This is a genomic window from Phycisphaeraceae bacterium (assembly GCA_020851465.1).
Classification (GTDB): Bacteria; Planctomycetota; Phycisphaerae; order Phycisphaerales; family Phycisphaeraceae; genus JADZCR01.
The window spans coordinates 72,334-85,136 of the sequence record JADZCR010000008.1 but is presented as its reverse complement, the minus strand read 5'-3'; the positions used below and the strand labels follow the sequence as shown (position 1 = coordinate 85,136).

Here is a 12,803-nt window from a genome sequence, read left to right as displayed (position 1 = left end):
CTAATACGAACTTTTTTTTCGACTCTCGGTTATACCCTCATCAATACGGTTATTGGACCGCCGCCAGAGCCTTTGCCGTCAATTCCTCCGCAGGCAGCTCATCGGCTGGCAGCCACGTTACCCCCTGATATCGCTTGAGCCAGGTTCGTTGCGACTTGGCAAAACGGCGGGTCAGAATCTTTGTCTTCTCGAATGCGTCATCAAGGCTGATGTCGGACGGCGAGGAGAGATGGTCAAGCACCTGCTTATATCCCAGCGCTTCGCTTGCCTGCGGCCCAAGCAGTCCGGCTTCCTTGAGCCGCCGCGTCTCGGCGGGCAGACTCTCGACGGCTGGATCAGTCGGGAAAAACATCTCCTTCACCCGCGCATTGATTCTGCGGTTGATGGCTTCCACCGGCCAGTCCAACCCCAGCAGAATCGGATCGTGTCGATATTGCGGCGTTTGATCGCGCCGCGACTGGAAAGATTCCCACTGAGTTTGCATCGAGCTTAATGGCTGGCCGGTCAGGTGATGAACTTCCAGCGCACGGACGAGTTTTTTCTGATCGTTGGGATGGATGCGTTCCGCGGAGCGAGGATCGACTTTCTGTAAACGCGCATGCAACTCGTGAGGCGTCAGGATTGACAGCGTGGCGCGGTATTCCGCGTCCTGATCCGGGCCTTCAAACATCCCTTCAAGGAGACCGCGCAGGTACAGGTTGGTCCCGCCGACGATGATCGGTCGCTGCTGCTGCGTCTGAAGCTGTGCGATCAGGGGTTCGGCGCGACTGATCCAGTCAGCGACGGTGAACCGTTCCGTCGGCTCAACGATGTCGATGAGATGATGAGGCACACGATCGCGCAGCAGGCGAGAAGGTTTGGCGGTGCCGGCCTCCATGTGGCGGTAAACCTGCATGGAGTCGGCGTTGATGATCTGCCCGCGCGGAGAGAGTCGCTCCGCCAGCGCCACAGCCAGCTCACTTTTACCGCCGGCGGTCGGGCCGACGAGGACGATGGGGCGAATATGGGACGACACGAAAATCCTGCCACGGGTTTCGACGCGATCCGACATCCCGCGCGACATCCGCGCCGTCGCTGTACCACGGACATCAACGAGGATCACCGCATCGGGAATCGCTTATTCTTCGGTGTCCTTCAATTTCGCCAGCACGGAAAAATCTTCAAGCGTGGTCGTATCACCCTTGACCTCGCCGCCGGCGGCGACTTCACGCAGCAGCCGCCGCATAATCTTGCCGCTGCGCGTCTTGGGTAATGACTCGGTAAAGCGAATCTGGTCCGGTCGGGCGATCGCACCGATCTCCTTGGTCACGTGCTTGCCCAGTTCCTCTTTGAGTTTTTCATCCGGCGTGCGGCCCATCTTGAGCGTGACGAACGCGGCAATGCCGGTGCCTTTGATCTCATGAGGCACGCCGACAACGGCAGCCTCGGCGACGAACGGGTGGCTCACCAGCGCGCTCTCGACTTCCATTGTTCCCAGGCGGTGGCCGGAGACGTTGATCACGTCGTCCACGCGACCCATGACCCAGAAGTTGCCCTCCGGGTCTTTACGCGCGCCGTCACCGGCGAAGTACACGCCCTGAATCTCGCCGAAGTAGGTCTTGACGAATCGCTCACGGTCGCCCCAGATGCCGCGCAACATGCTCGGCCAGGGCTTGCGAACCACGAGGAAGCCGCCCGTGTCGGCGGGCAGTTCCTTGCCGTTCTTATCCACGACGGCGATATCAATGCCGAAGAACGGCCGCGAGCACGAGCCGGGTGTCGTGGTCATCGCGCCCGGCAGAGGAGTGAGCATGTGCCCGCCGGTCTCTGTCTGCCACCAGGTGTCCACGATCGGGCAGCGTTTGCCGCCGATGTGCTCGTGATACCACATCCACGCTTCGGGGTTGATCGGCTCACCGACGCTACCGAGGATTTTGAGGCTCGACAGATCGTGCTTGGCCGGTTCCTGATCGCCCCATTTCATGAAGGCACGGATCGCCGTCGGCGCGGTGTAGAACTTCGTCACCTTATGCCGCGCGATGATGTCCCAGAAGCGGTCGTTGCCCGGAAAGTTCGGCGCGCCCTCGAACATCAGCGTCGGCACGCGGTTGGGCATCACGCCGTAGATGATGTAGCTGTGGCCGGTGACCCAGCCGATGTCCGCCGTACACCAGTGCATTTCGTTCGGATCGTCGCCGTGCAGGTCGAAGACGTATTTGTTGGTCAGGTAGGTAAAAACCATGTACCCGCCGGTTGTGTGCATGATGCCCTTGGGTTTGCCGGTTGACCCCGACGTGTAGAGGATGAACAGCAGGTCTTCGGAATCCATCGGTTCAGCGGGGCATTCGGCGCTGGCTTTGGCCATCAGCTCCGACCACTTGAAATCGCGGCCGGCAGTCATCTTGCACGAGTTCGCCTTCACCCGGTCGAACACGACCACCGTCTTGACGATGTCCGTGGTCTTGAGTGCTTCATCCACCGTGTCCTTGAGCGGTACCACTTTCCCGCGGCGATAGCCGCCGTCGGCGGTGATGATGATCCGGCTCTTGGCGTCATCGACGCGATCCTTGATTGCGCTGGCGGCAAAACCACCGAAGATGATCGAGTGCGGCGCGCCGATACGCGAGCAGGCGAGCATCGCGATCGCCAGCTCAGGGATCATCGGCATGTAGATCGTGACGATGTCACCCTTGCGGACCCCCAGATTCTTGAGCACGTTGGCGAAGCGGCTCACTTCGCTCAGCAGCTCGTTGTAGGTGTAGCGTTTGATCTCCGGGCGGCCGTTTTCCATCGGCTCGCCTTCCCACACCAGCGCGAGCTTGTCACCCAGCCCCGCCTTGACCTGCCGGTCGAGGCAGTTGTAGGCGACGTTGGTCTTGCCGCCGACGAACCATTTCGCGTCCGGCAGCTTCCAGTCGAGAACCTTGTTCCACCGGGTGAACCATTCGAGTTCGCTTGCCTTTTCACCCCAGAACTTTTCCGGGTTGTCGATGGATTCCTTATAGACCTTTTCGTAGTCAGCCATCGACTTGAACCAGGCGACTTTGGAGATGTTGGCTGGCGGAGGAAACTTTCGGTGCTCGTTGAGCAGCGAGTTGACGTTACCGCCGACGATGTTGTTGAGACTTACCGATTGGGTCATGTTGGTCTCCTGCGTTCGTGATACATCCCGCCGAAAAATGAGCGGGGAATTAGCTTAAGGGGATGATCGCGCAGGGGCAAGGTTAGGGGTGGCAGGCATCGAAACCCTGCGCCCTTATCGCCTCACTTTCCCGCGGCGATTTCTGCGGGGAGTGGCGCCGGCTTTTCCCGGCGGGAGGCGAAGCGCAGGTCGTCGAACAGCGAATAAGCCACCGGCGTGACGATCAGCGTCAGCAGCAGTGAGAGTGTCTGACCACCGATGACCACGACCGCTACGGCGCGGCGCTCCTCCGCGCCGGGTCCGGTGCCGATCCACAGAGGCAGCATTCCCGCGACCAGTGCGAGCGTGGTCATCAGAATGGGTCGCAGACGATCGCGGTTACCCCGGATGATCGCTTCGTAGCGAGGCATGCCGTCAGCGCGGAGTTTGTTCATGTGATCGATCTGAAGGATCGAGTTCTTTTTCACGACGCCGAAAAGCACCAGGATGCCCAGGGCCGAGTAGAGATTGAGCGTGCCGCCGGTCAGGTAGAGCGACAGCAGAGCGAAAGGCACCGACAGCGGCAGCGAGAGCAGGATCGTCAGCGGATGGATGAGGCTCTCATATTGTGCCGCCAGGATCATGTACATGAAGATGATCGAAAGGAGAAACGCCCAGAGAAATTCGGTGAAGGTCCGTTCCAGTTCGCGGCCGCGACCGACGACCACCGTGGTGTAACCCTGCGGCAGGCCCAGTTCGGTCGAAGCGTGGCGCAACGCCTCGAGACGATCCGCCAGTGCGTAGCCCGGCCCGATCGAGGCACGGAGATTGACGACGCGCTGACGGTCGAGGCGGTCGATGCGCGAAGCGCTTCCGGTGTCACGGATGGAGGCGACATTGGCAAGTTCGATCACGCCGCCGTCGTTTCGCGGCACGTACAACTGCGACAGGGACGACGCCTTGTTGCGGAAGTCCTCGCTGAGGCGCAGTTGCACGTCGTAATCTTCGTTGAGTGATTCATCACGGAAGCGTGAAATCTCCTCCGCACCGCCGACCATCAATCGCAGCGTGGCTCCCAGGTCGCGGGCGTTGATGTGCAGGTCAGCGGCCCGTTCGCGGTCGAGTTCCACGTGGAGTTCGGGCTTGTCGAGTTTGAGCGTGGTGTCGGCATCGACGATTCCGCCGAGGTCTTTGGATTTGATGCGCAGCTCTTCCGCCTTGGCCGCCAGCACGGACAATTCGGGTCCGCGGATGGCGAAGTCGATGTCGAAGTTTCCGCCGCCGATGTTGAAAGAGGGATAGTTCCGCACCGAGGTGCGCAGGTCGGAGTATTGTGCCAGCTTTTTACGGATCGCCAGCATCACATCGCGTTGCGAGTAATTCCCAGCAAAGGCCTGGCGTGGTCTGCCGTGGATCAGTTCCCGCCACAACCGACCGAGCGAGAAAATCCGTTGTTCATGCGGAGCGATGCGGATATACGCGCTGCCCTGATTGACCTGTCCGAGAAATCCGCCGCCGATGGTCGTGAGCATGACCTGCACGGGCTTTTGGCCGTTGACGACGATCTGACGCACGTCGTCCTCAATGGCTTTCATCGCGCCGTCCATGGCTGAAAGACTCGTACCCTCACGGGCGGTGACGTTGAGGCTGAACTCCGCCTCATCCACGTCGCTAGGCGTGTACTCCTGTCGGACCGCGCGGTAGAGGGGGATTGCCGAAAGGATCACGAGCAGGCCGACAAAGGCGACGGGAATGCGAAAGCGCATGGCGAGTTTGAGCAACGCGGTGTAGCCGCGGTCGATGACGCCGTAAAACCCGCCGCGTGACTTCGCTTCCGCGGCTGCGTGACCGCCGTGGCTGGAATCATTCGTTCGCAGCAGCCGCGCGCTCATCATCGGCGTGAGTGTGAACGACACGAGCAGGCTGACCAGGACCGCGACCGCCGCCGTGATGCCGAATTGGTAGAGAAACCGCCCGGAAATACTCGACATGAACGAAACGGGGACGAAGATGACGACCAGACTCAGCGTCGTCGCGAGCACTGCCAGCCCGATTTCAGCGGTCGCCTCGCGGGCGGCGTCCATCGGGTTCATTTTCTTTTCCTCGACAAAGCGATAGATATTTTCCAGCACGACGATCGCATCGTCGATCACGATGCCGACCATCAAAACCAGCGCGAGCATGGTGACCGCATTGAGCGTGAAGCCCAGCGCCCACATCATGCCGAAGGTTGAGATGACCGAGGCCGGGATCGCCACGGATGCGATGATCGTGGAACGCCAGCTCCGCATGAAGGCGAGGACGACCAGACACGCCAGGACGCTGCCGAGAATCAGGTGCGTGTCGATCTCATGCAGGGCTGCGTAGATGTAGCGTGACTGATCGCGGATGACTTCAACCCGGACGCCCGGTGGTACCTCGTCGAGTACCTGGGGAAGTTTTTCCTTGATCCCCTCGATGACTTCGACGGTGTTGGCGCCGGACTGTCGGACGACATCGAGCACCACCGCCGGCTTGCCGTTGAGCCGGGCGAAGGAGCGCGGTTCGCGATTGCCGTCCTCCGCCCGGCCGATGTCGCTGACCCGCAGCGGTGCGCCGTTGATGTTGGCGATCACGACCCGCTCAAAAGCTGCCGCATCCTTGAGCTTGGCTGTGGTGCGGAGGATCTGCTCCCGGTCGCTGCCGGTGACGTTTCCGCCGGGAACATCCGCATTTTCACGGGCGATGGCATCACGCACCGCAGTGATGGGCAGGCGGTGGGCCGCCAGTCTGTCAGCGTTGACCCAGATGTTGATTGTTCGTTCCAGTCCGCCGGAAAGGTTGATCTGACCCACACCCGTGGATCGCTCCAGTCGAACCTTCACGATCTTGTCAGCGATCTCGGTTAGCTCCCGGATTGTCCGCTCACCTGAGACCGCGATCGAAAGCACCGGCGTCGAGTCATTGTCAACCTTGCTCACCACCGGCGGGTCCGCGTCATCCGGCAGGCGACGCAAGGCAGTCTGCACGCGATCACGCACATCCTGCGCCGCGGAGTCGATGTTCCGATTGAGCTTGAAGGTGGCGATCACCACCGAGGCGCCTGCTCCGGAGATCGAGCGCAGCTCATCAATGCCCTCGACCGTGTTGACGACTTCCTCAATGACCTTCGTGACTTCGCTTTCCATTTCCTCCGGAGAGGCACCGGCAAGCGTCGTGCGGATGCTGACGGTGGGCAGGTCCACCGAGGGAAGTCGATCCACACCTAGCCGCATATAGCTGGTGACACCCACGACCACCAGCGCGAGGATAATCATCGAGGCGAAGATCGGCCGACGAATACAGATTTCGGCTAGTCGTTGCATGAGGGCTGCTTCTACGATCAGGCCATCCCCTGCAGTAATGGTCCGTGTTTGCGGGGGATTAGCTTCCGAGGGTTAGCTTCCGGGGTTGGTTTCCGGGGGGCGGTGGATTTCAGGTGAAACGCGGAGCAACACTTTAGCTTGCAAATAGTATGGAAGCCTGACGGATAAGCTATATCCGTCGGGATTCGATTTCCCTCGACGGGAGCATTGACCGCTTCCTTATTAGGTGGCAAAAAGGTAAAATTTACTCAGGCAGAAGGTTGAAATAGTCTTGAATTCCTAGATTTTTGCGATAGATTTGAGGAGACCGCGTTCAAGGTCGATTTCAGGTTGACCAGTCCGCGGATTGTCGAAAAGCCAACAGGAGGAAGAAAGCATGTCTTCGATGACCTCGCCCCGATTGCTGTTGAGTGCTTCCGTGCTGATGTTGCTGTTCGCAATAAGCGGCATCGCGGAGGCGACATCGCTGACCTTTGAGTTCTACACCGACTCGACCAAGACCACGCGCATAGCCAACGGCGGGTACAGTTTCCAAAACTATGGCGATGCAGTGACGGATTTCGATCCAGCCGGCGCCAATTGGCGATACGGATCAGCCGGTGGCTACACTCCTGACGTCAATGTTGAGTACCGTTACTACCACCCGACTAATCCTCTCGACAATTTTTATACCGGTGCGGTCGCCTACTACAGCCAACCGGGGGATAACTTTGGTGACCTGGCTCAGGTGATCTACAACGGCCAGATTCCACCTTACTACGTTGAAATCCGTCTGATTCCTCTCAACGGAAAAACGGTCACGCTGGAGAGCTTCGATCTGGCGGGTTACAAAACCGACCGCGTCATGCCTCACATCGAGGTCATCAAAGATGTCGGTGGCACGCCCGTCAGCATGTGGGGACCACTGACCAACACCACGATTTCCGGCACGACGCATAACACTTTCTCACCCAACGTCAGTGCGACCGCCGGTCACACGCTCAGCTTGGTTTTCGGGGACGACTCAAACGGCTCACGAGGCATCAGCAACTTTGTCTTCAGCACACCTGAGCCTGCATCGCTTTGCCTGCTGGGGCTGGGTAGCGCGTTGATTCTTTCACGGCGTCAGCGCGGCTGATCCAGATGTTCGTCGTTCATTTCGCATTAATTTCGTCGCAGTCCCCCTGCGGCTCAATTTGATTTTGCGCACTGATTATGATGTCCGTCTTGACTTTCAAGGGACAGGATCATGCTCAAAATCGGATGGGCGTCACGAAGTATTGTGCCGAATCGACCGGCCTTGCTGATGGGGCAAATGCACAATCGCATCGCCCGCGAAGCAATGGACCCGTTAACACTCACCGCCATGGCTATCGAGGGCGACTCTGCGCCGGCAGGCGCAGCGGGCGGAGCCTATCCTCATCGCACGGTACTTGTCTCCTTTGATCTGGTGACCGTCTCCGAGGAGTTGATGGCGGCTGTGCGTCAGCGTCTGGCGCGGACGCTGCCGGAACTGCCTGCCGACAACCTCATCATGACCGGGACGCACACCCATGCGTCTCTGGCGTTCATCGAAGGTTTTTATGTGGACCCCGGCGGAGACGTTATGACCGCGCGAGAATGTATGACGCTGCTGGCAGATCGCGCAGCCGAAGCGGTAGTCGAAGCATGGCGGTCGCTGGCACCGGCGCGGATCGGTCGGGCATTCGGTCATGCGGTCGTGGCGCACAATCGCCGCCCGTATTACGCCGACGGCTCAACGCGGATGTACGGCAATGCTGCGCTGCCGGAATTCCGTGGCATCGAGGGGCAGGAGGATCACTCGCTCGACATGCTTTTTATCTGGGACACCTCCGGCCGTCTGAGTGGCATCATGCTCGATGTGCCTTGTCCCGCGCAGGTGGATGAGCATATCGAGAAATTCTCCGCCGACTTCTGGCATGACATCCGCGTCGAGCTTCGCCGCCGTCTGGGTGAGCGGCTCTGGGTGTTGCCGCTTTGCGGCATCGCGGGCGATCAGTCGCCCCATTTCATCCTCAACAGCAAGCAGGAAGAATTGATGCGCCAACGTCGCGGCATCACGGAACGGCAGGAGATCGCGCAGCGCGTGGCGGGAGAGGTTGAGCGTGCCCTGGCGTGTACAAAACCTGATGATGGCCCGACGCCGGTGATTCACAGCATCAAGCGCGTGACGCTTACGCCGCGTCAGATTTCACGGAAGGAACGCGACTGGTCCGAGAGAGAGCACGCCGCCGCGTTGAAAAGGAATATGGATCCCGCCTCGTGGTGGCCGTCGCGGCTACAGCGCGTGGTGGACATATTCGACGGCAAGCTCAAGAGCCAGCCGGTGAAGGCTGAACTGCATTTCCTGCGACTCGGCGAGATGGTGCTGGCGACTAATCCGTTTGAGATTTACGTGGATTATGGGCAGCAGATCAAAGCCCGCAGTGTCGCAGCCCAGACGTTTCTGGCGCAGATCACCGCCGGCTTGGGCTGGTATCTGCCGACGCAACGCGGTGTCGATGGCGGCAGCTATGGCGCACTGCCCGTCGTCAGCAAGGTCGGACCCGAAGGCGGCCAGGAACTCGTGGAGATCACGGTCAAGGGAATCGCCGAGTTGTTCACCTGACGCATTAAGACAGACCAATCCCGCCAACCTGAATAGTCAGCAGGAAAAGTTAATTCGATGGGGCAGCTCGGCAAACCATTTCTGCTTTCGTCGCAAGGCTCCGACCGTGCGACCGCGTATGGATTTTCAAATAAGTGCGTGACGATAGCCGGCAAAACGCATGTGGTCTGGACGGATGCGCCGGCTCAAACGCGCGGCAGGACGTTTGATCACGCGACGCGCCAGTGGGGGCCAACGATTTCCATCGGAGACGGCGCGGATAATCACAACCACCCGTCGCTGACCGTGGATGCGGCGCAGCGACTGCACCTGACGTTCGGCCCGCATGGTCCGTGGGGTATTTACCCCGATCGCTGGCCCTGCGGTACGTTCAAACACTGCACGGCAACAGAACCCAACTCGCTCGACGCCATCGGCAGGAATGCAGTGGTCGTCGGTTACAACGCGACGTATGGCTACCTGCTTCATACGTATTCGGGCATGGATTGTCTGGTGTATCGCGGCGGGGAGAAGCCGCATCCGCTGATGTTCCAGAGACAACGCCCCGGCAAAGCTTGGGAGTCCGCACGGCCGCTGATGGCGCAGGACATTGATCCTGGATATACCCACCTCGGCCCGATCATCACTTCCGATCATCAGGGCACGTTGTATGTGTCGGGACATTTTTATTCCGAGCAACGCGGGTACTCGCTGGGTGTTGCGCTGCTCAAGTCGGTTGATGACGGCAAGACCTGGGCCGATCTGTCGGGTGCGACAGTCGATACTCCCATCCTGTACGAATCTCGCTTTGCGGTGCCTCACCCGCCTGCGGAGGACGATCCGCGCAACTGGGGGTTGGTCTGTGACTCCCGTGGTCGGCCCTGGATTCTTACAGGCAAGCAGAAGGGCAACGACCGCTATCTGCCGCTGTCACATTGGACGGGAAAGGCGTGGGAAACGGTTGATCTCAGCCGGTTTCTTCCTGCCGATCGCGTACCGACCGATGGCAGCATGACGATTGATACCGCTGACCGCATCCATGTGGTGATCGCCGCATCGACCGCTGCGTCATCGCATACCTGGCGTGATCCGTCCACGGAAGTTTTTTATCTGGCATCGACCGACGAAGGGCGTCAATTTGCGTGTCAGCAAATCAGCACGACAGATTCGGCGGCACCAAGTTGGTTGCCGGCAATTTCACGACCAGGGCCGTTTCATCCTGTCCATTCACCGACGATTCTTTTTACGCACGGCCCGTTCAGCGAGGAGAAAGTTGACAGCGAAGTCTGGGCTGTGTCGGTCGAGTGAACTCGTCGGAACTGCAGCGAGTCGTCGTTCAGTGAACGAAGTGATTGTGGAACCCGATCACTTCAAAGCCATCGAGCGGATTGGGCGAGACGGACATGGCGAAGTCTCCGTCGAGGATGCTGTGGCCGAGTTCCTTGATCAGGTCGTCGCACATTTTTTTGTAGATGGGCTGGAAGTGTTCGCGCATTCTGATATCGCCGAACACATCCACCGCACGTACCGGCTTGCCGTTGAACTCGAAGGCATAGCCGAACGACTCGTCGAGCATCAACCATTGTCCCGCCAGCAGCACTTCCGTGACGCAGTGGCCGTAGTTGCCTGCCCGATTGCAGGCGAAGACGATGCGTGAGGGAATATCAATCACCTGAGTGAGGCAGCAGAGCACGCGGACTTGCTCATTGCACCAGCCGTAGCCCTGCTCGATGAGGTTCTCCTCGGACAACGCCAGATCGGTGGCGAGGCGTTTGCCCTTGTGTTTCCAGTGGTAGCCGGCCCAGGCGACCTTCCGGGAAACCCAGTCATTCAACCGGAGCGCCGCTTCGCGCTGGTCGGATGATCCCGCGGTCACCTCGGCTGCGATTTTTTCCAGCACAGGCCGGGCACCCTTTTGATAAGGCAGGCGGCTGCCGGTGTAGCAGCGGTAGCAGAAATCCACGCCGGCGTCGGCGACGGCGATGTAGTTGAGCGACTGCTCAAGGTCGATCCCACCCACGCGGGGCATGTAACGCTGATCAATGTGGCGTGCGGCGGCGGGGCGGGCGGTGGTCGTGGTGGACACGGGAAACTCCTGTCTGTGGGGACGGAGATTGTAATCAGAAACCACGCCCGGATGGTGCGCAGCGTCAATGAGAGATTGACCTCATTCCGAAATCCCGCGCGAATTGCGCATATAACAAGACCGACGTGTTCCGTCGGCCTTGCTGCGGATGATTGGGGATGTAATTCGACGCGCTTACTTCTTTTTGCGTCGAGTCTCAGCGTTGAGTTCGAGGTTACCAAACTGATCTTCGTGTCTCTTGATCATCTGGGTCAGCGTGATCGCGAGCCGTTTGGCGGAGTAGTAGTTCATGATCGTGCGGTTGGTGACCTGGAAGAGGATTTCGCCGGGTGTCCCGTCCTTGCCGCCGTCGCGCTGGGCGGGCTGGGTGACGAGATTAAGCCCGAAGTCAATGATGACTTCTTCGGGAGAGCTGTTGGTACGGAAGGCGTTGGCGTAGGTTGTCGTCAGGCCGCGCTCATCGATGCGCATGCGGACCTGTCGGCTGCCGACCTGTTCGCGGGCGTGGTTTTCGATTTGCGGATCGTTGCTGGCGGGAGTTTCTGACATGGGAGCGATTCCTGTCGGTTAGGTGGAGATCAGGGTAGGTCGTGGCGAGGGTTTATATCGGACGATTCGCCCCTCGAACACAATCGACAATCACGAGCATTCCTCATCGTGCCATCGACGCACTGACTTGATGCGGCAATGGGAGCTAGCCCCCTAAAATCGGTTGTTGCGAAGTTATCGGCCTCAACTGCAAAACTGCAAAATTATAGCGCAACTGTTGCTTTTTTAGGTATTTTGGGTTATAATCGTACCACTTCATCGTCAGGGTATTTTCGTGTAAAACCACCGTTCTAAACACAATCTTTGAGGAAGGAGAAATAGTGTTTACAAAGCGAGTTACAGCGTTATTGGCTGCGTTTGTGGCGTCATTGGCGCTCGGGTCATCTTTGATGGCTCAGACCCAGGGCGATCCAAGCGTCACTGTCACCATTGAAGTCGAAAACAATGTCCTGAACGTCGGTCAGACGACCACCGCCACGGTTAAGGCTCTGGTCAATAATCCGGACGTTGAGGATGGCATCTTCTCGTTCGACACCGACTTTCTGGTCAGCGATCGGTCGATTCTGCAAGTCGTACCCGGTTCGGTGGTCAGGCCTGACGCATCGTTCGGCAGCGACGGCTCGCTGGTGAATGGCCCCGGTGCGGGTCAGACACTCGAAGGTGTTGCTGGTGCGTACGACGATATCGGTCGCGGTATCGGCTCGCCTCAGATTCTCTTTACCCTGCAACTCATGGCGATGAACGCAGGCTCCACGACGATCAACGTCGGACCATCCATTGATTTCTTCGGCTTTGACTTCCTGCTTTATTCGACGGATACCGGCGGGATTGGTGAAGCAGCATTTCCTCCTGTTCCTGTGAGCTATCCCAATGGCCAGACCATCCGCGTCAATCAGGGTGGCGGCGGAAATCCCGTTCCTGAACCTCAGGTTGCGATGTTGAGCCTGTTGGGGCTTGCTGCGGCGGGGCTCTACGCGGTACGTCGTCCCGCGCGGGCTTTCTCCCGCGCTTGAGATCGCAGGAGTCGAGTGTCTCGTTGGTACTGATTGTCTAGACGTGATAATTCGGGTTTTTGGATGTGGAGAGGGGAAGTGTGATCTGTTACGTCCGAGCATGATCAGTTCGTCAGAAGCCTGT

Annotated in this window: 9 protein-coding genes; 4 read left to right on the top strand and 5 right to left on the bottom strand. The window is 59.1% G+C overall.

Annotated features, from left to right (window positions below):
- Window positions 1–49: 49 nt before the first annotated feature.
- The 3 genes from miaA to IT444_10665 all read right to left on the bottom strand — a co-directional run bounded on the left by miaA (window position 50) and on the right by IT444_10665 (window position 6,444).
- Window positions 50–1,015: a tRNA (adenosine(37)-N6)-dimethylallyltransferase MiaA gene (gene miaA / locus IT444_10675; protein MCC7193233.1), complete on the bottom strand. Its 966-nt coding sequence runs from the start codon at window positions 1,013–1,015 to the stop codon at window positions 50–52.
- Between the two features lie 102 nt (window positions 1,016–1,117).
- Window positions 1,118–3,121, bottom strand: coding sequence for an acetate--CoA ligase (gene acs / locus IT444_10670; GenBank protein MCC7193232.1), 2,004 nt, complete (start codon window positions 3,119–3,121; stop codon window positions 1,118–1,120).
- A gap of 122 nt (window positions 3,122–3,243) precedes the next feature.
- Window positions 3,244–6,444 (bottom strand): efflux RND transporter permease subunit, encoded by a 3,201-nt coding sequence (locus tag IT444_10665; GenBank protein MCC7193231.1) that lies wholly within the window; start codon window positions 6,442–6,444, stop codon window positions 3,244–3,246.
- A 376-nt stretch (window positions 6,445–6,820) separates the two neighbouring features.
- Between IT444_10665 and IT444_10660 the strand changes: the two genes are divergently transcribed.
- The 3 genes from IT444_10660 to IT444_10650 all read left to right on the top strand — a co-directional run bounded on the left by IT444_10660 (window position 6,821) and on the right by IT444_10650 (window position 10,339).
- The gene (locus IT444_10660; protein ID MCC7193230.1) at window positions 6,821–7,561 is read left to right on the top strand and encodes a PEP-CTERM sorting domain-containing protein; all 741 of its coding nucleotides are present in this window, start codon (window positions 6,821–6,823) and stop codon (window positions 7,559–7,561) included.
- Between the two features lie 111 nt (window positions 7,562–7,672).
- On the top strand, window positions 7,673–9,052 hold the full coding sequence (locus tag IT444_10655; protein ID MCC7193229.1) for a hypothetical protein: 1,380 nt from the start codon (window positions 7,673–7,675) through the stop codon (window positions 9,050–9,052).
- Between the two features lie 57 nt (window positions 9,053–9,109).
- Window positions 9,110–10,339, top strand: coding sequence for a BNR-4 repeat-containing protein (locus tag IT444_10650; GenBank protein MCC7193228.1), 1,230 nt, complete (start codon window positions 9,110–9,112; stop codon window positions 10,337–10,339).
- Between the two features lie 28 nt (window positions 10,340–10,367).
- Here IT444_10650 and IT444_10645 read toward each other — a convergent pair whose 3' ends face one another.
- Together IT444_10645 and IT444_10640 are read right to left on the bottom strand one after the other, a co-directional pair.
- Complete coding sequence (locus tag IT444_10645; GenBank protein MCC7193227.1) at window positions 10,368–11,117, bottom strand: transglutaminase domain-containing protein; 750 nt, start codon at window positions 11,115–11,117, stop codon at window positions 10,368–10,370.
- A gap of 174 nt (window positions 11,118–11,291) precedes the next feature.
- Entirely contained in the window at window positions 11,292–11,666 is a 375-nt protein-coding gene (locus IT444_10640; protein ID MCC7193226.1) for a DUF3467 domain-containing protein, read from the bottom strand.
- Between the two features lie 389 nt (window positions 11,667–12,055).
- Here IT444_10640 and IT444_10635 point away from each other — a divergent pair, with 389 nt between their 5' ends.
- A complete protein-coding gene (locus tag IT444_10635; protein MCC7193225.1) occupies window positions 12,056–12,679 on the top strand; it encodes a hypothetical protein in 624 nt (207 codons plus the stop codon).
- Window positions 12,680–12,803: the final 124 nt, after the last annotated feature.